This window comes from Brenneria uluponensis (assembly GCF_032395385.1).
Lineage (GTDB): Bacteria > Pseudomonadota > Gammaproteobacteria > Enterobacterales > Enterobacteriaceae > Prodigiosinella > Prodigiosinella aquatilis.
In genome coordinates this window covers 1,415,840-1,436,290 of the sequence record NZ_CP135917.1, presented here as the reverse complement: position 1 = coordinate 1,436,290, position 20,451 = coordinate 1,415,840, and the positions used below count along the sequence as shown (strand labels likewise).

Here is a 20,451-nt window from a genome sequence, read left to right as displayed (position 1 = left end):
AACAGCGAATGTTCGCTTTCATCTGGAGAATAAAAGGTTAATGTCCACGATTACCCATAGACGACGAATATCAATCCGTCATCGACGAAGGAGTAGCAGTGTTGCTCGTACAGTACTCATGATAAGTTTTATCATTCTTCTAGGCCGCGTCACCTATTCTGCCATTGGCGCATTTTTCCTCCATCAGGACAAGCAGCAAGAGTTCGTTGAACAATCTCTTATTACTGCTGACAACGCGACTCCCCCCAAACGAGAATAAGTACCGATCGTTTTTCAATGCTGACGCCAACTGCGGTGTTGCCTGTGCATCGGCCCATGGTTTTGTGCTGCGTGATAGTTCTTCTCTTCCCGCAATGAATACCTGTCCAACTTTTCCCAGTCCGGAAACGTATTGATACCGACCAGGCCGGATCAAACGGACTGTTCTGAATCATCACCGTTGGATCACCCACTCCGCACCTGCTATAAATTAATCATCTCAAGATAGAGGTAAATAGCATGGCTAGCGGCTGGTCTAATGATGGTGCGGTTCAGGAGCAAATTGATGCTACCGTTGATTATGCTATTGCTCATGCTCGCAATCAGCTTCACCACGGGGAAAGTGCACAGCACTGTGACGAATGTGGTCAACCGATCCCTGAAGCACGCCGTAAGGCACTACCTGGCGTCCGATATTGTATTGACTGCCAGGCACTGATTGATAAAAAGCAGCGTTTGAACAGCGGCTATAACCGGCGCGGCAGCAAAAACAGCCAACTGAGATAGTTCGCCCAAAACGCTATCTCTTTACGAAACAGCGTCTTGAACATCTATTTACCCCATTAGCGCACCACCAGCACGGTAGTTTTTGCATGACGGACGATAGCCGCCGCATTGGAACCCAATAGATAGGTTTTTACATTGGGACGTCGTGAACCAACCACAATAAGATCTGCTTCTATCTCATCGGCCAATTCCAGCACTTCATCTCTGGGCGTACCGAAACTGAGGCTATGAGACAGACGTTCAGGTGGCAGATCTATTGTCTTAATAATGGCATGTAACTTTTCATCAGCTTTGACTACCGCTTCATTCTCAAACTCCTTGATACCAAAGGAGTAAGCGGACATAAAAGCGGAAGCATCGGGAAGCGCGTGGAAAAGATGCAGTGTTGCACCAGCGATTTTCGCCAGCATAACCGCATGGGAAAGCGCTTTTTGGGTCAGTTCTTCTTCTTCAAGATCTATGGGCACTAAAATGGTCTTATACATAACAGCCCCCTTCGTTGTTAACACTTACAGAGACAGATTATCCCCACTTTTGCTGCGGCAAAACCACTTCGTCATGCATTTGTGAAGCGGCTCGACATTCAGAATAAAATCAATAATAAATAAAAAACAAATAGTTATGATGATATTATTTGATAAGCGGCAAAAAGAGATTTAGGCTTACCCAGGAATAAAATTCCTGTAACCATGCGGATGACATTAACCGAGCCACTTCATATGCCCAAAAATACTGACGACCTTTTTCTTCGCCTGTCTCGTTCTACATTTCGCCAGCGTTTTCATCTTGGTACTAAAGAGACGACTTATTGCTACGCTAAGGGTAAAAGCGTTATAGCCGAACATGCGGCAGATTTCATTGCCAAACGCTTGGCACCGGCTGAACCCGACAACGACGGCAAACAAACTCCAATGCGCGGACATCCGGTTTTTATTGCCCAACATGCCACGGCAACCTGCTGTCGAGGATGCCTGTGCAAATGGCACAATATTAGTCAACATCATCCTTTAAGCGACGAAGAACAGCGCTACATAGTCTCTGTCATTCTGCAATGGATTGAAAACGACCTTCAGCACGGCTCAATTGACCGAAAATAACTTACTGTGCTTTCGTCGCCCACTCCGCCAGAATCTGCCAGGTATCTTTTACCAACAGAGTATTCCCAGGAATAATAAAATCGCACCAGACATCGTTATGTTGAGCAATTAATTGCTCTGCACTAACAACCCGTCGGTCGGCAGTAGTATGCGCATCACCAGCAACCGTCATTGCATAACCACGACTGGCCGCATTTTTAATTGTGGCATCTACACAGTAATCTGTAGCGCAGCCACACACTGTCAGATGAGTGATACCACGTTGAGCCAGTTCATCACTCAGTGTAGTGCGATAAAACGCATCACAGGCAGTTTTAGTGACATAAATTGCGTTTTCCGGCTGGCGAATTTCAGGCAAGAGTTTCCATTCATGGCTACCAGGCAACATACCGTCTTCCGTATGCTGAACAAAAATGGTTTGTTCAGCCGCATCAATAAGCTGATTTATTCGGCCGACAACGATGGTCTGATGATAACGAGGCGTGGAGAACACCGCATTTTGCATATCAATCACAAGCAATACCTGCATTTTTCCCCCTAAATAATGAAATATACACTAAATAATTCGAGTTGCAGGAAGGCGGCAAGCGAAGGCATCCCGATGAGCTTACTCAGGTGTAAGTGATTCAGGTAACAAATCTGCCGGGAGCAGATTTGAATGCTGCTGGCAACGGCCCTAGGGGCGAGGCCCAAGCACGGATCGAATAATTGAGTACAGCCAACACGCATACAACGTGAAGTATGACGAGTATAAATACTTTCGTTGCACATCCGCGAGAATAATCCATGTTCCATTGGTCTTTTTGATTGCACCAAAACGATTACCCCAGCCGCTCCAAATGATGGCCTTCAGCTTGGACTGGGAATATGCGAAATCGAAGTCGGGCCGTCAAGTGGATTTATACTCCAGGCACCTGGTACTCCGGATATGGCATGCGATCTGAGAGGAATATCATCCAGCAGAAACGATTGATGTGACATATCACCAGCATGTATACATAAACTGCATGCTTCATGCTGTTAGCGCGGCTGCTGAGTGAAGAGCAGGCAGCATGGGGTCGAGGGTAATGTAGACCATGCCAGTGGAGATTTTCCTGTCCACGTCACCGCGCGCGATGTCCTGGGTGGACACTGAACCATCGCAGCCAAGCAGTGAGTCGTTGGCGATGGCCTTTCCCTCGTCTTTGGCCTTGAAGATCAACGACACAGTACCGAAAAGGCTGGATTGTCTGTGGCCAATCCAGTCAGCATCACTGGGCGAACGAAAGCCCCCTTGAATGGTACTCAACTTGTTAAAATACCACCCATTCTGCATTTCCTCATTTATACCCAAATTACAGTATGTTAGGTCTGACAATTAAATCCTCTCCTTGTGCCATAATTAAAAACATAAGAATGGGTAATGATAAGGGAGCAATATGCCCGGAGATCGTCGCGTCGGATTAGTTGCTGTGGGTGTCAATCGAACAGGCGTCCTTACGCTTGAAGAGCTTAAAGGTGCAGCTGCAGGAGCCCATGAATTTGCTGACTGGCTGAGGCAACAGACTTTATTTGGTGTCGAACCGATAATAAAGGTAATCACTGACGACGAAGGGCCAGTGACATCGCGCAATATTCAGAATGCCGTCCAGGAGATGATCAACGACGGTGGGCTCGATCTGATGATCCTCTATTTCTCAGGGCATGGCATCGTAAAAAATGGTGATAGTGAACAGGTTCTGTTATCCGAAGTCAGTCAGTATCCTGATGAAGCCATTGACATCACCGCGACTATCAAACAGGCGCAAAAGCTCCGCATTCCCCATATTGTCATTATCAGTGATGCATGCCGTAATGCGGTTGATCCATTTGGTCCGCTTGGACAAGTCTCTGGCAAAACGGCCATTTTATCAACGTCGTTCAAAGGGGTGAGAAGACCAAAAGTAGATGTATTTTATGCAACAGAGCCCTCCCAAACCGCGAAAGAGTACAAAGGTAACGGATTTTTTACCCAGGTCCTGCTTGAGGCGCTAATTGAAAGCCCCCCAGATGTATGTGAGCAGTGGCCAGGATTTTCCACGCCCGTCATACCTACCTGGCGGCTGGAAGATTATCTCTATGAGCTGGTACCGACCCGTGCGCATCAGCATATGCCAAGTTTTGATCAATTTCCCCAAATTGATACCTCGTCCAGACAACCTCTTTTCCTGGGTTATCCAATGCCAAAACAGGCGGACTCTCCAGTATCAGTCGGTATCCCGGATCAATTTAATGCTGATTTTCTCAAGCAAGGTGAGGATGTCGACATGTTTCTTCATTCAGAGAAACAGAACCGGCTTCATGATAATGAGTTCCCCACAAAAAGGGCCAATCTCGCCAATACAGGTGAATATCGCAAAATCATTGGCCTGAAAAATCTCAAACCTTCCCCTGCACGCAGGCGTAGCGAAGCATTCGTGAAACTGACGAGTTCTCTGAATAAAAACCGTGTCATTCCTGATAACCTACTCGATGAGGCGGGAATCAATGAAGAAGTACAACGGAATCTGAAAACATCCCGCGCATCACACTCGCTCCAATTTATGACTGGCTATTATATTACTGGCGCAGAAGTGACTCAGGTACTGGATTGTAGTGGACGTTCCCTCTCAATTCAGACCATTGACCATGCCTTACATAGTGTGATTAATCTGGAAGAAGCAACTGTCAGAGCCCCTTATTCCGTTATCATCATGTTTCGTACCGGAACGATGGCAGTACTACCTATCATGTCTGGGTATATAGGAACTATCGGCGTAACTGATGGACTGATTAATACCCTGACATTCAGAATATCCAGGCTAAATCCTCTCTACGAATCCTTACGGCGGGGGTACCAACCGCTTATTGAACAAAGACAGGCTATCGTAGCCGCGCTCGCCAGCAGCGGAAAACTTCGACTTCTCGGCAAAAGCAGCGCACAGAATATGGCTCGAGTGTCCCGTGTTGACAAACATCTTGACCCCACGCTGGGTATCTACGCGTCCTACGCTTATGTACTGGCGGGACATGACGCAAATGCAAAATCCATTTTGCGGTCTTTCCAGCGATACCAGATGAACTTTACCCCATCGTCCCCTATCCCTTTCGATTGTGGGTTATTGGGCGGGGCGTTTGGAGCGACATCATCTCCATCAAGTCACTATGCACCTTTCTGCCCCATGATGAGCCTGGGCTGGTCCTTGTTTGATACCGACACAGACAACTCACCACTTCCAGCCGTAGTTCTTGACGCCGGGAGACATCGGCTAAATGCAGAATGGTCAACATTCCTGATAAAGGACTCAACATCTCTTATCGAAGCGTTCATCGGAGGAGAATTATCATGAAAATTGTCTTCATACACGGTCGTTCACAAGATCAAAGTCAGCACCATAAGGACCCGGACAAACTCAAAAAAGACTGGACTAAGGCTATGCTGACTGGCCTGAAAAAAATCGGCCCCAAGTCTCCGCAATCGTCCGATATCCTATTCCCTTATTATGGTGAGCAATTGTTCAAAGACACTGAAGGGATTACCCAGAAAAGATTCCATGAATTGTTGGATAAAGGCGACAATGCGCCACTGCCTGGCAGCGAAGAAGAGCAATTCATTCGTGAACTAGTATTTGAGATTGCCGCACGACAAGGCATCTCACACCAACAAATTGCGGAAGAAACCACTGGAGAGCTGGTTGATAAAGGGATTCAGAACTGGCGGTCGGTATTGGCTGCATTACGACTACTCGATCATGTCCCCAGCATTGCATCGGCTTCAATCGAACTAATTACCCGTGATGTCTGGTGCTACTTGACCAACGTCGGTGCCCGTAGAACGGTGAATAGCATCGTGGATGATGCCATTCCCAAGACCGAACCCTGTATTATCGTGGCTCATTCACTTGGCACCATCGTTGCCTACAATGTATTGATGGATCGCCATGACAGAAGCAATATACGCAAGCTCATTACAGTCGGCTCCCCACTTGGAATTGAAGCGGTCTTACAACGTCTTCCCTCTGACAGCCCGCCTCGCAAAGCACCAGCGGGCGTTCCCTACTGGTTCAATGCACGAGATGAGCGCGATGTAGTGGCACTTTATGAGATCCCAGCCGCCAGGTACCATGGATCACCTATCGTCACCAACTATAATGGCGTTCGTAATACCAGTAATAATCGCCACGGAATCCGGGAATATCTGATGGATCCCGTGGTTGCCAAAGCGATATATGACGAGCTTTGACAGCTCTTTACCCTAAAACCGTGCTGATCAAGTAATGATAGACAATCCCCATTTGCTGAGTTATCTCAGTGCCTGGGGATTCGTTAGCCTCTTTTTACACGTCAATTGTCTGGAATAACCCAAAAGGAACAAAAAACCAGAGACAACCAGATACTACATCTCATGTAAGCCAATCGCCAAAATCCCAAGTGGTGGTTATCACCAATAGCATTGAAGAAATCCGCCCCGGGACCAAAAACGCATCCGCGGTGACTGGCTGCTACAGGTTCTGAATCACTTCAGGCATGTACTCCAAACCCACTCAAAAACCCAAAACGAAAACGGGCTAGCCTAAGCTAACCCGTTGAATTTTTTTGGCGGAGGAGTAGAGATTCGAACTCTAGAACGCTTTCGCGTCGCCGGTTTTCAAGACCGGTGCCTTCAACCACTCGGCCACTCCTCCGCAACGAGGCGAACTATAAACAGAGTGCCGGATATTGTAAAGTCACAACCGCTTTAATTGTCTGAAAAATAGCCTATCAAGCATTAACCGAGTGTAAAATCACCACAGTGGTCATATTTATAGCGGAATACAGCGTAAAGAAGGGTAAAACGGCTTTGATAACTCAGAGCAACTATCTACTCTTTCAGAATTGAACAATAACACCCTGCAAGAGAGCCGCTACTATGGAACGTATTATTGTATCTTCAAAACGTGAACGCTCACTGCTCAGCACTCACACGGTGTTGCGTAACACCTATTTTCTTCTGTCGCTGACACTGGGTTTTTCTGCGATCACCGCAACACTCAGTACCGTTTTCAACCTCCCCGCACCGGGTTTTCTATTAATGCTGGTCGGTTTTTACGGACTGATATTTTTAACCTACAGACTAGCTAACAGCCCAGCAGGAATTTTGTCCACCTTCGCCTTGACCGGTTTCATGGGATACACCTTAGGCCCATTGCTCAGTACGCTGATTGCGGCAGGTGCCAGCGACATTATCATGCTGGCATTGGGAGGAACCGCACTGGTGTTCTTCTGTTGCTCCGCCTATGTACTGACAACCCGGAAAGATATGTCATTCCTGTCAGGGATGATGATGACCGGTTTCGTCGTGCTGCTGGTTGCTGTTATCGCCAATCTGTTCCTGCATATTCCGGCATTGCATCTGGCTATCAGCGTGATGTTTATTCTGTTCTCCGCAGGGGCTATCCTCTGGGAAACAAGTAACATTATTCATGGTGGTGAAACAAACTATATCCGCGCCACAGTCAGCTTGTATGTGTCCATTTATAACATCTTTGTCAGCCTGCTGAGTCTGCTGGGAATGTCACGAAGCAACTAACTCAATTATCAAATGATATCCGGCCCCACTTCGGTGGGGCTTTTCGTTTGTCTCCATCAATCATGTTGAGGTGAATAAAAGTTTGCTAGACTAACCGCGTCTTAATGTCATGCAGAGGTCGTATGCTAGCGTTTGAAAACCGTGTGATTGAAACTGATGCTCAAGGTTATCTGAAGAACAGTGGTGACTGGGAGGAAGCGTTAGCGCCAATACTGGCAGAACAAGAGGGTATTGCGCTTACTGATGCACACTGGGAAGTGGTGCGTTTTGTTCGCACCTTCTATGAGGAGTTCAATACCTCGCCCGCCATCCGTATGCTGGTTAAGGCAATGGCACAAAAATATGGTGAAGAAAAAGGCAACAGCCGTTACCTCTATCGACTGTTTCCCAAAGGTCCAGCCAAGCAAGCCACAAAAATTGCCGGATTGCCGAAACCAGTCAAATGTATCTGATCTTAATAACGAATTTTAAAACCTGAGTAATCCACTTTGCCATGCGGTTCAGTTAACACTTTATCAACGCGTGCGTGGCGGGGCCCTCCCTGCTGGAGCCATTCGATGAATTCTTCCACCGCTTTTTGCTCACCGCAGGCGACAACTTCCACACTGCCATCATCACAATTCCTGGCGTAACCCGCTATACCTAGATGCTGAGCCTGCATCTGAGTGTGATAACGAAACCCAACCCCCTGCACCATGCCATAAACATAAGCGATAACGGCTACTGTTGACATATTGCCCCCCCCACATCATCGGAAAATAACGCACTGTTTACGCATTTATAACGTCATGAGTCATACTATTAAATAGAATGGGTTCATTGGCAAAAGCTGTCCTGGTAGAGAAAAGAACCCAACACCTGATGACTTGAAAAATACGTATCATCCCCCACTTAAGGTAGGTAATACGTTCCTCAGGAGGTTATATGATTAACTGTAAATTTACCATCGGACAGCAGATTCGTCATAGGCTACTGGGATATCCCGGCGTAGTGATCGATATCGATCCCGAATACTCGCTGAAAAAACCAGCGTGGGAAGAAATTGCTGCCAATGACATATTGCGCACGGCGCCCTGGTATCATGTCGTGATGGAAGATGAGTTTGGTCGGCCTATTCACACCTATCTGGCGGAGGCTCAGTTGATTAGCGAGGGGCCCGAACAGGAAGAACATCCCTCTCTGGATGAGTTGGCCGAAACCATAAAACGCCAGGCGCCACATTTATTGCATTGATAATCTGACCGTCTTATTGATCACTGTCCTGTCAGCCATCAAATACTGTCAGTTATTTTTCTAACCCCAGACGCGGAATTTCGATTTTAGGGCAACGATCCATAATTACCGTCATCCCTGCATCTTGCGCCAAGATCGCCGCTTGTTCATTGATTACCCCGATCTGCAACCATAACACGTTAGCACGGATAGCAATCGCTTCTTTGGCTATCTCATAGGCTGCCTCTGACTGACGAAAGACATCCACCATATCAACGGGCTGGGGTATCTCATCCAAACTGGCGTAAACAGGTTGTCCCAGCAATTCTTGACCAGACAGTATGGGATTTACCGGAATAACCTGATACCCCTGACCAAGCAAGTAAGCCATAACACCATAACTTGGACGCGTTGTTTTATGACTGGCGCCGACCAGAGCGATGGTTTTAACTGTTTTGAGTACCAATTCAATATCGTGATCTTTCATGTTTACTCCGTGCTATAGCGTCAACAGATATTAAGTGTATCTTACAACCCCGGATCCAGGGCGCGGATTAGCGGATGCCAAGTGTTGATAACAATAATGCATTGGGTTGAAAAACCATCCTGAAATTACTCATGGATTCAGATTTAAGATGTTGAGATCTCGACCGGTGACCTATAAATACCCGACGGCGTCTCCTGATATGAATAAAGAAAAAAGATAATCAATAAGCTTGCTGATTTTACAGGTAAAAATTACTGTTTTTGGAAAGATGTTCTCATTTTTTTTGTTTACCTCTTTGAACTGAAACCCTGTTTCCGTAATCTGTGCAAACTATACTGCTTTAAGGATGTCACCATGGAGTTCACTACCCGCACAATCGAAGCGCATAAGCACATTGCGCTGGTTGCGCACGATCACTGTAAACAAGCATTGCTGGATTGGGTCAGCACCAATAAAACCCAACTGGCTGAACACCAGCTGTATGCTACTGGCACCACTGGTCACTTGGTTCAACTGCATACTGGCCTGCCGGTAAAAAGCATGATGAGCGGGCCGATGGGTGGAGATCAACAAGTAGGTGCATTGATCTCTGAGGGTAAAATCGACATGATGATTTTCTTCTGGGATCCTCTCAACGCGGTTCCGCACGATCCAGACGTCAAAGCACTGCTTCGTTTGGCGACAGTGTGGAACATTCCGGTAGCCAACAACCGTTCTACAGCGGATTTTTTAATCAACTCAGATCTATTCAAGAAACAAGTAACGATAGCTATTCCCGATTACCAACGCTACTTGCAAGAACGCTTGAAATAACGGCCTGAAGCAAATGGGCGACATCTGTTGTTTGCCGCCCATCTGTTCGTTAACTAGCTTTTCGTTGCAAAGGTACGCCCAACTGATGGAGCTGTTCGACGAATAACGACGGATTATCGCGATCATATAGCAACCATACCTTATGCCTGGCGCGTGTCAGTGCTACATACAGTAACCGTCGTTCTTCCGCATGTGGAAAACTTTCGAGTTTGGGCAACAGAACTTCTTCCAGCACCGACTCACGATCTGGCGCCGGAAACCCGTCTTTACCTTCATGCAGCCCAACGATGATAACGTAGTCAGCCTGTTGTCCTTTGCTGGCATGCATGGTCATAAAATCTATCGACAGATTAGGCCAACGCGTCGTTGCTTTTGACAATACAGCAGGACGTAAGTGATGGTAACGAGCCAGTACAAGAATACGTTCGTCACTTTTCACGTAACCGCTCATTTTGTCCAACAATGCCTCAAACTGCCCATCAGGTAACAGCGTCATAGCCTTCTTGTTGCCGTCTCTCAGGCTGTTAAGCGATTTTTTAATCTGACCGGGATTTTGCTGAATAAACTGGTTGGCCATTTCACCAATTCGGCTATTGAAACGGTAAGTTGTATCCAGGGCACACTGTGCTCCAATACCAAAATGCGTTTCAAATGCGGTGGTTAATGCCAGTTCAGCGCCACTGAAACGGTAAATAGCCTGCCAATCATCCCCTACAGCAAACAGGCAGGTTTCGCTGTTCTGGCGCCGGAATGCCGACAACAGTTGAGCCCGCTGAGGCGAAATATCCTGAAATTCATCGACCAGAATATGCTTCCAGGGACTGATAAAACGGCCTTTATCCAGAAAATTTACCGCTTGATGAATTAATCCGGAAAAATCTACCGCACCTTGCTCTTTCAGCGCTTTTTTCCAGGCCTTAAGTAAAGGCGCCATCAAACGTATTCGCTGCTGGAACACAGGTCTGATTTCCTCATTGGCCTGTGCAACCATGTCACTTTGTCTGCCGCCATGCATACGGATTAATCCCAGCCAACGTTCCAGACGCCCCGCCAACCTCTCAGCCAGCACGCGATCGTGCCAGAAATCACCTTCCGGTATTTCCCAATCCAGTTCTTCTGTCAGCCATTGACGCCATCCTTTAGCCTGCGCTTTTTTCTCGGCACATTGTTGCTGCCAGTGCTGAATCAAAAACTCTCGGCGACGTACACCGTTCGTCTCCAATTCACTGATCGTCGGTACATTACGGCTGCACTGTCGGATAATATGCAATGCCAACCCATGAAACGTTTTGGCCTGAATATCCTCAGTATGCAAACGCGTTTGAATACGTTCATTCATCTCTTGCGCCGCCTGTCGACCAAATGCGAGCAACAATATCTGTTCCGGTAATGCCTCGCCACGGTGCATCAACCAAGCTGCACGGGCTACCAATACCGATGTTTTTCCGCTACCGGCTCCCGCCAGCACCAGTACCGCCTCCTCGCCATTTACAACAGCCTGGCACTGCATAATATTCAACGGCGATGTTTCAACCGTGTCAAAAAAGGATTTCTGCTGTTCCAGCATACGTTGTACCCAACGCTGGTTGGCTCTCTCTCGTTGTTGCGACCCTTTCTCCAGCCATTGTTGACAGTACAGGTAGTTTTCCCGACACGAATCAAATTCACTCAGTCGCTCCAACGGGATAGGTAAAGAAGAAAATGCCTGGCGGATTGTGTTCTGTAACTGCACCAGCGCCTTACGAGTCAACCACCGGTCACGCGTTTCCAATGTTTGAATAGCATCGACCTGTTGTTGCAACACGCCGGCGCTGACCTGACTCATATCGTCACTCCAGCACTGCCAGGCCTGCAAAACGTAGCGATAAAACCGCTGGGTTTCCTGCCATTCAGTACCATGAAGGCGCACAACCTGATGATCAGGCACTTCAAATTCCAGCTCTCCCCAGATCACACCCTTTTTGCATCGAATTGCCAATAACTGATTAAACGGAATAAGGTATTCATGCTTATCACCGCTGACTTTCACACCCGCATTAAGCAATCTCACCCGATTATAGGGATGCTGCGCCAGATGCTTACCTAAAGAAGTTGATTTAAGTTCCATAACCTCTGCGCTATACCTTGTGAGACATTGTATCGTTCATGGCTGTAGTTTAACCGGTATATCACTTCACGCTATAGCCATAAAAACAGGTTAGGATATCCTGACTGTTAATGTGATAATTCGTTCTTCATCATAGAGTTTGGTTAAACAGGAATCATGGAGAAACTATGCGCGCTGTGCTTAATATCCTGAATTTTGTGCTGGGTGGATTCTTCACCACCCTTGCCTGGTTGCTGGCAACCGGCATCAGTATCGTGCTTATTTTCACCTTACCGCTAACCCGGTCATGCTGGGAAATCACTAAACTCTCCCTGCTACCTTACGGCAATGAAGCTATCCATATCGATGAATTATATCCTGAAAGGAAAAATCCTCTTCTCACTGCTGGCGGGACACTACTGAACCTCTTCTGGTTTATCTTTTTTGGCTGGTGGTTATGTCTGTCGCACATCATCAGCGGCATTGTGCAATGCCTGACTATCATTGGTATTCCGGTAGGTATTGCCAACTTCAAGATTGCAGCTATTGCACTCTGGCCGATTGGACGGCGCGTAGTTTCAGTTGAAGAAGCTCAGGCTGCCAGAGAAGCCAACGCCCGTAGACGTTACCAATAGCCCTGGGGCAGGAGAATATCGTGCTGCTCACCATTTCACCCGGCATGCGCCGCCATATCTACAATAGCAGTTGGTTATACAATATCCGTATTTTTCTGGCGCTGGCAGGTGCGGCTGCCATACCTTGGTGGCTGGGGCAGTCAACCACGACTATTCCAGTAACATTGGGGGTTGTCGCCGCTGCACTAACAGACCTTGATGACCGTCTTTCTGGTCGTCTTGTGAATTTGCTGATCACGTTAAGCTGCTTTCTGATCGCTTCCGTCTCAATTGAACTGCTCTTCCCTTATCCATGGTTGTTCGGTATCGGACTCTCTCTCTCTACCTGCGCTTTTATTCTGCTAGGTGCCTTGGGGCAGCGTTATGCCACCATCGCCTTTGGCGCGCTGCTCATTGCCATTTACACCATGCTGGGCATTTCCCTTTATGATAATTGGTATCAACAACCACTGATGCTGCTCGTTGGCGCACTGTGGTACAACTTGCTTACACTGCTTGGTCATCTTATTTTCCCTATCCGACCATTGCAGGACAATCTGGCGCGTTGTTATCAACAATTGGCTTACTATCTGGAAGCAAAAGCCAATCTGTTCGATCCTGATAGTGAAGATACTAACCAACCACTGATCGACGTTGCTCTGGCCAACAGTCAGTTGGTTTCAACGTTAAATCAGGCAAAGTCGTCACTACTTACCCGGCTACGGGGAGATCGTGGTCAACGAGGCACTCGCCGCACATTGCATTACTATTTTGTGGCGCAGGACATTCACGAACGAGCCAGCTCTTCACATGTGCAATATGAACAATTGCGTGAAACGCTGCGCTACAGTGATGTGTTGTTCCGGTTCCAACGGCTGCTTTCCATGCAGGCCCGAGCCTGTCAGCAACTGGCTCAATCTATTTTGTTGCATCAGAAGTACCAGCATGATACCCGCATTGAAAAAGCATTCGTGCATCTTGGATCAACCCTTGACAAGGTGGCTCAGCAAGGCGTCGATGCAGGTCAGATCAAGGCGCTGCGTTATCTTCTTAACAATCTGCGCGCTATTGACGCCCAGTTATCCACCATCGAATCCGAACAGACTATTGAACTGAACAATCATCAGGAAAACAGTCTGTCTGATGATAAAATAACCGGCTGGAGTGATGTTCGCTTACGCATCAGCCGCCACCTGACGCCAAAATCAGCCCTGTTTCGCCATGCCGTGCGCATGTCTGTACTGCTTTGCGCCGGTTATATCTTTATTCAGACAACCGGGTTACAGCACGGTTACTGGATATTGCTGACCAGCCTGTTCGTGTGTCAGCCCAATTACAATGCGACCCGTCGCCGTCTTGCACTGCGCATTATTGGCACGCTTAGCGGAATTCTGCTCGGGCTCCCGATCCTTTACTTCGTCCCCTCGATTGAAGGGCAGCTGGTGTTGATCGTCATCAGCGGCGTATTATTCTTCGCTTTTCGTAATGTGCAGTATGCTCATGCCACCATGTTTATCACTCTGCTGGTGTTGCTCTGTTTTAATCTTTTGGGTGAAGGATTTGAAGTCGCTGTACCACGTGTAGTGGATACATTACTGGGATGTGCGGTCGCCTGGATGGCGGTGAATTTTATCTGGCCTGACTGGCGTTTCCGGGGATTACCAGCAGTGATTAATAAAACGCTGGATGCAAACTGCCGTTATCTGGATGCCATTATGGTGCAATACCATCAGGGTAAAGATAATGGTCTTATCTACCGTATTGCGCGCCGTGATGCGCATAACTGCGATGCGGAACTGGCTTCAGTCATATCCAATATGTCAGCAGAACCCCATGCCACCCGCGAAACAATGGAAGGCGTATTTCGTCTGATGTGCCTTAATCATACGCTGTTAAGTTATATCTCTACGCTGGGCGCACACCGAGAAAAAATAGCAGCGCCAGAGATATTGCAGCTTCTGGATGATGCGGTTTGTTATGTCGATGATGCTCTCCATCACAATGCAAGCGATCAGCCGCGCGTTACACAGGAACTCAATGTGTTGGGATCTCGTATTCAAGCCCTGTCACCCGACCCAGATAGCAAAGAGCCCTTGGTTCTCCAACAGATAGGCTTGCTTATTGGCTTGTTACCCGAATTAACGCAATTGAAGAATCAGATGTTTGAATCAAGCATCAATAACCGTCCCACTGCCTGAGTCGATGGCATAATTGTACATTGACCAGATAATCTGATGAGCAAAGATGGGAGAACAGCTCGCGGTGCGGCAAATGCAGCTATGTGAACGATTAACAGAGCTATTGATGTTGATGATTTGCGAGCCATTGAATGCAGGATACTGCTTGCCCAAGATGAGCAAGCAGTATTTATCTTGCTGAATTATCTTGATAAACCTTTAATGTTTATGCGGTTGGCTAATACTTGGAGTGTTATGTTCAAACCACTCTATCAACTCATTACGCATACCGTGAGGCAACGCGGCTAAATGAATTCCACAGATAGCCCCAGCCAGAGCCAGCAAGATATTGACGCTGAGATGTTGGCTCACTGTCCGGAGTTTAAGGTAACTCAATTTAGCACCAAGTTCCTGTAAATCCGCAATATTCTTGATACCCGCTTTCCATAATAGCCGTTCAAGATCATGATTGAGATTAGGCAAATCTTTTAAACGACAGCACTGACTCCTGGCTGTTTTATCCTGTCTGGCACCCTGTAGCGATCTCCGCGCCAACCCAAGCAATTTCTCATGATTACCCCAAAGTCTATCGTCTACCAGATAATAACTTAGCGGGACAGGCATGCCTCGTTTGGTATAAATAAGATTGGGCACATTGAGTGCCAGAAAATAGTTTTCAAGGTGTTTCGTCGCTCTAAGATAAAGCTCTCCCCCCGAGACCAACGCAAAAATAATCTGATCAGCGGCAATACTGTAGCCACCAAACTGAGAACGAGAGCTTATGTGTCCCAAAGGAGCAAAAACACATTTCGACTGTAAAATCCTTTTTTCGCATAGTTGTTTCATTACTTTACCCTTAGTAGTGAAAGATCTTCCCTGTTTGATTTAACGACTATGTAACAGGAATCATTAATTAAACACATGCAGGGCGGTAGCTTCAAATACAAAATAGAGTTGACTGAAATTGCATATGAATTATGCGAGGCGCTTTCAAAAAATTCGGGTTGATCTTTGTTCGCACAAAAGATACTGTACACCCATACAGTAACGCTGTGGGTAGAACACATTATGCGCACTCAATCCGTTAATTCTCGCAACTTCTGTCATTCCTCATTGCCAGGACATGAAGCACCGTCCAGCGCATCAAATGGCGGTATTATCAGTGAAATTGTCTACACTCCGGATCAACCAGTGCTTGAACATCTTCTGATTCCTCTCTTACGGCAATTGGGAATGCAATCCCGCTGGTTACTATGGCTTTCTCCGCAGAAAAAAATCAGTCGTCACTGGTTACAACAGGCCGGGTTACCTCTGAATAAAACAATCCAGTTGCATCACCTCAGCCCAGTGAACACCGTTGATGCCATGGAAAAAGCACTGCTTACTGGGAATTACAGCGCCGTACTATGCTGGTTGTCAGAAGAATTGAGTAATGAGGAAAAGATACGACTGCAGCATGCTGCACAGAGTGGAAACACCTATGGATTTATCATGCGTTCAGAGGATAAAACTATTGATAGACTATTTTCTACGCTAAAGATTCACTCAAGATTATATCATTAAGCAAATTCAGAATTTTCTCACCAGGAAAAACACTACATAACGCGAATCCCCGCGCTATGCTTGATGTTAAGAACTGATTGGTCAGTTTTAAATATAATGACTTCGCCATATAAACAGCTACAATCAGCTATTATTTGTTAATAAGTATGTATAGACAGCTGGTATTTTTATGAGCTGCATCACATCATACTTGTAACTTTCACATCACGTTGTAGACTTTACTTCGCTGGAGTTGCTCTTCTGATAACACCACTTAATGGGATAAAAAATCACTTAATTGGTTGTGAATAGAAAACATAAGGGCAATGGCTCCAACGAGGGATTCTAACCAAAGGTTATTAGCCTTTAGCGCTAGTAACCGATTTGGATGATAATGAGGCGTAAAATGAAAAAAACAGCTATCGCTATTGCAGTGGCACTGGCCGGCTTTGCTACAGTAGCACAAGCCGCACCTAACGATAATACATGGTATGTAGGTGGTAAACTGGGCTGGTCCCAGTATCACGATGCTGGCATGAATGGCAACGGTTATCAAACGACTAACGATGCGCAGAAAGATCAACTGGGCACGGGTGTTTTTGCAGGTTATCAGGCTAACCCTTATTTAGGTTTTGAAATGGGTTACGACTGGTTGGGTCGTATGAAATATGTCGGTGCAAACCGTGGCAATTTCAAAGCTCAAGGCGTTCAGTTGGCAGCGAAGTTGAGCTATCCAATAATGAGCGATCTGGACGTCTATACTCGTCTTGGGGGTTTTGTATGGCGTGCTGATAGCAGCGATGACGTGACTGGCAACAGCGGTCATGATACCGGTGTTTCCCCATTAGCGGCTATCGGCGTTGAGTACGCAATAACCCCAAACTGGGCAACCCGCCTGGATTACCAATGGATTAACAACATCGGCGACGCGTCCACTGTTGGCGGACGTCCTGATAACGGTATGTTAAGTGTCGGTGTTTCTTATCGCTTTGGTCAGGACACTGCCGCTCCAGCTCCAGCTCCAGCCCCCGCTGTTGAGCCAGCTCCGGCACCCGTTGTTAACACCAAACATTTCACACTGAAATCCGATGTTCTGTTCACCTTCGACAAAGCAGTGCTGAAACCGGAAGGCCAGCGTTCTCTTGATCAATTGTACTCTCAACTGAGTTCAATGGATCCTAAAGACGGTTCTGTTGCTGTTCTGGGCTTCACTGACCGTCTGGGTTCTGAAAAGTATAATCAGGCCTTGTCTACCAAACGTGCACAGAGTGTTGTTGACTATCTGGTTTCCAAAGGGATCCCGTCTAACAAGATTTCTGCCCGCGGTCTTGGTGAATCCGACCCGGTTACCGGTTCTACCTGTAATAACGTGAAAGGACGTGCCGCGCTGATTAACTGCCTGGCGCCGGATCGTCGCGTAGAAATCGTAGTTAAAGGTATTAAAGACGTTGTAACTCAGCCTCAGGCTTAAGTTGCACAACATAACTCAGCGCATGCACATTGATAAACCTTTGCGTATGACGTATTGAGTCATAGAAAACAGTCCCGGTTCGTTCCGGGGCTGTTTTTTTATGGTTGAGATCCAACACAGTGACGACCTTCCCATGACTTGAAATACCGTTCAGGTCAGAAGGCAAAAAGCAGAATTTCACATCAGAGTCGATAATCAACAGTAAGCGCTAGCTTTATTCAAAGCATCAATGTCTTCTGCTATCAGTTTTAGTCTGGTGGCATCGGCCAATTCTTGTACTTGCTGCACCGATGTCGCACTGACAATGGGAGCAGTTATCCCTGGTCGGGCAATCAACCAGGCCAACGCAACCTGAGTTGGTGTAGTTTGATGAGCATCAGCGATAGCATCCAGTTTGGACAGAATCCCCATGCCCCGGTCATTAAGATAATGCTCGACAACGCTCTGCCCACGCTTACTTTTTACCACATCTTCCGGTGAACGATACTTGCCAGACAAAAATCCACTAGCCAACGAATAATAGCCAATAACACCCAGTCCATGCTCTTTTACCAGTGGCTCCAGCGTGGTTTCATAATGTTGGCGATCATAGAGATTATATTCCGGTTGCAGGGTTTCATAACACGCCAGATGATTTTCCTTACTGACACGAAGCGCCTGCTGTAATCTGTTTGCTTCATAGTTTGAAGCCCCGATAGCTCGTACCTTTCCTTCCTTAATCAGAGCATCAAAGGTGGACAGTGTTTCCTCAAGAGGCGTTTCGTTGTCATCGTCATGAGACTGATAGAGATCGATATAATCTGTCTGTAATCGATGTAATGAATCCTCAACCGCCTGGCGAATATAGTGCGCTGATAACCCTTTTTTACCTTCGCCCATATCTTTGCCCACTTTGGTGGCAATAATCACCTGATCTCGTTTACCGGTCTTTTTGAGCCAGTTACCTATAATGGTTTCTGACTCTCCCCCCTTATTACCCGGAGCCCAGATCGAATAAACGTCAGCAGTGTCAATAAAATTAAGTTTTTGATCCAACAAAGCATCAAGTATGCTGAACGACACGGATTGATCGATAGTCCACCCAAAAACATTGCCACCAAATGTTAATAACGGAACCCGAATTCCTGACTGTCCAAGCTCACGTAATGATTCTGACGCCGGCATAAATCATCTCCTTTTATTAAAAAACCACACCACTTCTCGCACTACACGGAAGAATCCATAGCATGCGTCATTTGCCTCTTGCATATCAATCGAACCGTACTCTCCGTGAGAGTGATCTACAAAGACGTAAATGCTATGAGACCCGGGCTTCAGTTTAGGTTCTTTTCGAATATATAATTCGCATTCTGCGCGTTTAATCTTATTTTTAGCGCATGCGTTACATAAAATGACAACCGAAATCGGTCTGCATCATACTTGGAGCAAAAATGTCTCACATTGCGCAATTCGTTTTAGCATTAATTGTTATTGCTGGCTTATCACTGCTGGTTTGCCGCGACCGCAAAAGCATTCGCATCAGATTTATTATTCAATTACTGATAATTGAAATATTGTTAGCCTATTTTTTCCTCTACTCCAATGTAGGGTTGGGATTTGTAAAAGGCTTTGCAGAGCTGTTTGATAAACTGCTTAGTTATGCAGCCCAAGGCACCAATTTTGTCTTTGGCAATATGAGTGATAAAGGTCTGGCCTTCTTCTTCCTGAAAGTGCTCTGCCCAATCGTCTTTATCTCCGCCTTAATTGGTATTCTTCAATATATCAAGCTATTACCATTGATCATTCGTCTGATTGGTACCGTGCTTTCCAAGATTAATGGCATGGGAAAACTGGAGTCGTTTAACGCCGTCAGTTCCCTGATTCTGGGGCAGTCAGAGAACTTCATTGCCTATAAGGATATTCTGGGCAAGATGTCGGAAAAACGCATGTACACCATGGCAGCCACCGCGATGTCGACGGTTTCCATGTCGATTGTTGGTGCCTATATGTCCATGCTGGATGCCAAGTATGTGGTCACCGCACTGGTGTTGAACATGTTCAGTACCTTCATCGTACTGTCATTGATCAATCCCTATCGCGTCGGTGAAGAACCAGAGCTTCATCTCGGCAATCTGCATGAAGGGCAGAGTTTCTTCGAAATGCTGGGGGAATACATTCTGGCCGGTTTCAAAGTGGCGATCATTGTTGCAGCGATGCTGATTGGTTTTATTGCCTTGATTACCGCAATAAACGCCCTGTTCAGCGCGATTTTTGGACTGAGTTTTCAAGAGATTCTGGGGTATTTCTTCTATCCGTTTGCCTGGATAATGGGTATTCCCAAAGCAGAAGCGTTACAGGTTGGCGGCATCATGGCAACCAAACTGGTTTCCAATGAATTTGTCGCCATGATGGAACTGCAAAAGGTTTCCAGCCAGTTATCCCCACGCAGCGTAGGCATTCTCTCTGTTTTTCTGGTGTCTTTTGCCAATTTTTCTTCTATTGGTATTGTGGCGGGGGCGATTAAAGGCCTGAATGAAGAGCAGGGAAATGTCGTTTCCCGTTTTGGTTTGAAGCTGGTTTATGGTTCGACACTGGTCAGTTTGCTTTCTGCTTCCATTGCCGGCCTGGTTTTATGACTCGTC

At 46.7% G+C, this 20,451-nt stretch carries 21 protein-coding genes and 1 tRNA gene; 13 read left to right on the top strand and 9 right to left on the bottom strand.

Features of this window, described 5'->3' with window-relative positions:
* Positions 1-498 precede the first annotated feature (498 nt).
* Entirely contained in the window at positions 499-765 is a 267-nt protein-coding gene (locus RS889_RS06585; protein WP_315709882.1) for a DksA/TraR family C4-type zinc finger protein, read from the top strand.
* A gap of 56 nt (positions 766-821) precedes the next feature.
* Here the strand turns inward: RS889_RS06585 and RS889_RS06580 are convergent, their stop codons facing one another.
* On the bottom strand, positions 822-1,250 hold the full coding sequence (locus tag RS889_RS06580) for a universal stress protein (RefSeq protein ID WP_021016811.1): 429 nt from the start codon (positions 1,248-1,250) through the stop codon (positions 822-824).
* 210 nt (positions 1,251-1,460) lie between these two features.
* Between RS889_RS06580 and RS889_RS06575 the strand changes: the two genes are divergently transcribed.
* A complete protein-coding gene (locus RS889_RS06575; protein ID WP_315709881.1) occupies positions 1,461-1,862 on the top strand; it encodes a DUF4186 domain-containing protein in 402 nt (133 codons plus the stop codon).
* A gap of 1 nt (position 1,863) precedes the next feature.
* Here the strand turns inward: RS889_RS06575 and RS889_RS06570 are convergent, their stop codons facing one another.
* A complete protein-coding gene (locus RS889_RS06570; protein WP_315709879.1) occupies positions 1,864-2,391 on the bottom strand; it encodes an isochorismatase family protein in 528 nt (175 codons plus the stop codon).
* 483 nt (positions 2,392-2,874) lie between these two features.
* The gene (locus RS889_RS06565; RefSeq protein WP_315709878.1) at positions 2,875-3,219 is read right to left on the bottom strand and encodes a hypothetical protein; all 345 of its coding nucleotides are present in this window, start codon (positions 3,217-3,219) and stop codon (positions 2,875-2,877) included.
* 61 nt (positions 3,220-3,280) lie between these two features.
* Here RS889_RS06565 and RS889_RS06560 point away from each other — a divergent pair, with 61 nt between their 5' ends.
* Positions 3,281-5,209: a caspase family protein gene (locus RS889_RS06560; RefSeq protein ID WP_315709876.1), complete on the top strand. Its 1,929-nt coding sequence runs from the start codon at positions 3,281-3,283 to the stop codon at positions 5,207-5,209.
* Positions 5,206-6,102, top strand: coding sequence for an alpha/beta fold hydrolase (locus RS889_RS06555; protein ID WP_315709875.1), 897 nt, complete (start codon positions 5,206-5,208; stop codon positions 6,100-6,102). The genes RS889_RS06560 and RS889_RS06555 overlap by 4 nt, the downstream gene beginning before the upstream one ends.
* 354 nt (positions 6,103-6,456) lie before the next feature.
* Here RS889_RS06555 and RS889_RS06550 read toward each other — a convergent pair.
* Positions 6,457-6,544: transfer RNA gene (locus tag RS889_RS06550), tRNA-Ser, on the bottom strand.
* A gap of 224 nt (positions 6,545-6,768) precedes the next feature.
* Here RS889_RS06550 and yccA point away from each other — a divergent pair.
* Together yccA and tusE are read left to right on the top strand one after the other, a co-directional pair.
* A complete protein-coding gene (yccA, locus tag RS889_RS06545) occupies positions 6,769-7,428 on the top strand; it encodes an FtsH protease modulator YccA (protein ID WP_315709874.1) in 660 nt (219 codons plus the stop codon).
* Between the two features lie 122 nt (positions 7,429-7,550).
* Complete coding sequence (tusE, locus tag RS889_RS06540; RefSeq protein WP_021016817.1) at positions 7,551-7,880, top strand: sulfurtransferase TusE; 330 nt, start codon at positions 7,551-7,553, stop codon at positions 7,878-7,880.
* Between the two features lie 2 nt (positions 7,881-7,882).
* Here tusE and yccX read toward each other — a convergent pair whose 3' ends face one another.
* Positions 7,883-8,161, bottom strand: coding sequence for an acylphosphatase (gene yccX, locus RS889_RS06535; RefSeq protein WP_315709873.1), 279 nt, complete (start codon positions 8,159-8,161; stop codon positions 7,883-7,885).
* A gap of 191 nt (positions 8,162-8,352) precedes the next feature.
* On the opposite strand from yccX, the gene hspQ reads away from it, so the two are divergent.
* A complete protein-coding gene (gene hspQ / locus RS889_RS06530) occupies positions 8,353-8,661 on the top strand; it encodes a heat shock protein HspQ (protein ID WP_021016819.1) in 309 nt (102 codons plus the stop codon).
* Positions 8,662-8,713: 52 nt separating this feature from the next.
* Here the strand turns inward: hspQ and RS889_RS06525 are convergent, their stop codons facing one another.
* Complete coding sequence (locus RS889_RS06525) at positions 8,714-9,127, bottom strand: CoA-binding protein (RefSeq protein WP_315709871.1); 414 nt, start codon at positions 9,125-9,127, stop codon at positions 8,714-8,716.
* 354 nt (positions 9,128-9,481) lie between these two features.
* Between RS889_RS06525 and RS889_RS06520 the strand changes: the two genes are divergently transcribed.
* A complete protein-coding gene (locus RS889_RS06520; protein WP_315709869.1) occupies positions 9,482-9,940 on the top strand; it encodes a methylglyoxal synthase in 459 nt (152 codons plus the stop codon).
* A gap of 49 nt (positions 9,941-9,989) precedes the next feature.
* Here the strand turns inward: RS889_RS06520 and helD are convergent, their stop codons facing one another.
* Positions 9,990-12,047: a DNA helicase IV gene (gene helD, locus RS889_RS06515; RefSeq protein WP_315709868.1), complete on the bottom strand. Its 2,058-nt coding sequence runs from the start codon at positions 12,045-12,047 to the stop codon at positions 9,990-9,992.
* 167 nt (positions 12,048-12,214) lie between these two features.
* Between helD and RS889_RS06510 the strand changes: the two genes are divergently transcribed.
* The gene (locus RS889_RS06510) at positions 12,215-12,661 is read left to right on the top strand and encodes a YccF domain-containing protein (RefSeq protein ID WP_021016823.1); all 447 of its coding nucleotides are present in this window, start codon (positions 12,215-12,217) and stop codon (positions 12,659-12,661) included.
* A gap of 23 nt (positions 12,662-12,684) precedes the next feature.
* Entirely contained in the window at positions 12,685-14,838 is a 2,154-nt protein-coding gene (gene yccS / locus RS889_RS06505; RefSeq protein WP_315710941.1) for a YccS family putative transporter, read from the top strand.
* A 198-nt stretch (positions 14,839-15,036) separates the two neighbouring features.
* On the opposite strand, the gene RS889_RS06500 is transcribed toward yccS, so the two are convergent.
* Positions 15,037-15,663, bottom strand: a complete 627-nt coding sequence (locus RS889_RS06500) for a TfoX/Sxy family DNA transformation protein (RefSeq protein ID WP_315709867.1) — start codon at positions 15,661-15,663, stop codon at positions 15,037-15,039.
* 222 nt (positions 15,664-15,885) lie between these two features.
* Here RS889_RS06500 and sulA point away from each other — a divergent pair, with 222 nt between their 5' ends.
* Positions 15,886-16,380, top strand: coding sequence for an SOS-induced cell division inhibitor SulA (gene sulA, locus RS889_RS06495; protein WP_315709865.1), 495 nt, complete (start codon positions 15,886-15,888; stop codon positions 16,378-16,380).
* Between the two features lie 385 nt (positions 16,381-16,765).
* The gene (gene ompA / locus RS889_RS06490) at positions 16,766-17,830 is read left to right on the top strand and encodes a porin OmpA (RefSeq protein WP_315709864.1); all 1,065 of its coding nucleotides are present in this window, start codon (positions 16,766-16,768) and stop codon (positions 17,828-17,830) included.
* A 195-nt stretch (positions 17,831-18,025) separates the two neighbouring features.
* Here the strand turns inward: ompA and RS889_RS06485 are convergent, their stop codons facing one another.
* A complete protein-coding gene (locus RS889_RS06485) occupies positions 18,026-18,994 on the bottom strand; it encodes an aldo/keto reductase (protein WP_315709863.1) in 969 nt (322 codons plus the stop codon).
* A 266-nt stretch (positions 18,995-19,260) separates the two neighbouring features.
* Between RS889_RS06485 and RS889_RS06480 the strand changes: the two genes are divergently transcribed.
* Positions 19,261-20,445 (top strand): NupC/NupG family nucleoside CNT transporter, encoded by a 1,185-nt coding sequence (locus tag RS889_RS06480; RefSeq protein ID WP_021016829.1) that lies wholly within the window; start codon positions 19,261-19,263, stop codon positions 20,443-20,445.
* The last annotated feature ends 6 nt before the right edge of the window (positions 20,446-20,451 follow it).

Excerpts from the sequence above, each read along its gene's own strand:
- helD (WP_315709868.1), bottom strand. The coding sequence starts at position 12,047 with ATGGAACTTAAATCAACTTCTTTAGGTAAGCATCTGGCGCAGCATCCC.
- RS889_RS06570 (WP_315709879.1), bottom strand. The coding sequence starts at position 2,391 with ATGCAGGTATTGCTTGTGATTGATATGCAAAATGCGGTGTTCTCCACG.
- RS889_RS06485 (WP_315709863.1), bottom strand. The coding sequence starts at position 18,994 with ATGCCGGCGTCAGAATCATTACGTGAGCTTGGACAGTCAGGAATTCGG.
- ompA (WP_315709864.1), top strand. The coding sequence starts at position 16,766 with ATGAAAAAAACAGCTATCGCTATTGCAGTGGCACTGGCCGGCTTTGCT.
- tusE (WP_021016817.1), top strand. The coding sequence starts at position 7,551 with ATGCTAGCGTTTGAAAACCGTGTGATTGAAACTGATGCTCAAGGTTAT.
- sulA (WP_315709865.1), top strand. The coding sequence starts at position 15,886 with ATGCGCACTCAATCCGTTAATTCTCGCAACTTCTGTCATTCCTCATTG.
- RS889_RS06520 (WP_315709869.1), top strand. The coding sequence starts at position 9,482 with ATGGAGTTCACTACCCGCACAATCGAAGCGCATAAGCACATTGCGCTG.
- RS889_RS06480 (WP_021016829.1), top strand. The coding sequence starts at position 19,261 with ATGTCTCACATTGCGCAATTCGTTTTAGCATTAATTGTTATTGCTGGC.
- hspQ (WP_021016819.1), top strand. The coding sequence starts at position 8,353 with ATGATTAACTGTAAATTTACCATCGGACAGCAGATTCGTCATAGGCTA.
- RS889_RS06560 (WP_315709876.1), top strand. The coding sequence starts at position 3,281 with ATGCCCGGAGATCGTCGCGTCGGATTAGTTGCTGTGGGTGTCAATCGA.
- RS889_RS06525 (WP_315709871.1), bottom strand. The coding sequence starts at position 9,127 with ATGAAAGATCACGATATTGAATTGGTACTCAAAACAGTTAAAACCATC.
- yccA (WP_315709874.1), top strand. The coding sequence starts at position 6,769 with ATGGAACGTATTATTGTATCTTCAAAACGTGAACGCTCACTGCTCAGC.
- yccX (WP_315709873.1), bottom strand. The coding sequence starts at position 8,161 with ATGTCAACAGTAGCCGTTATCGCTTATGTTTATGGCATGGTGCAGGGG.
- RS889_RS06510 (WP_021016823.1), top strand. The coding sequence starts at position 12,215 with ATGCGCGCTGTGCTTAATATCCTGAATTTTGTGCTGGGTGGATTCTTC.
- RS889_RS06580 (WP_021016811.1), bottom strand. The coding sequence starts at position 1,250 with ATGTATAAGACCATTTTAGTGCCCATAGATCTTGAAGAAGAAGAACTG.
- RS889_RS06555 (WP_315709875.1), top strand. The coding sequence starts at position 5,206 with ATGAAAATTGTCTTCATACACGGTCGTTCACAAGATCAAAGTCAGCAC.
- RS889_RS06500 (WP_315709867.1), bottom strand. The coding sequence starts at position 15,663 with ATGAAACAACTATGCGAAAAAAGGATTTTACAGTCGAAATGTGTTTTT.
- RS889_RS06585 (WP_315709882.1), top strand. The coding sequence starts at position 499 with ATGGCTAGCGGCTGGTCTAATGATGGTGCGGTTCAGGAGCAAATTGAT.
- RS889_RS06575 (WP_315709881.1), top strand. The coding sequence starts at position 1,461 with ATGACATTAACCGAGCCACTTCATATGCCCAAAAATACTGACGACCTT.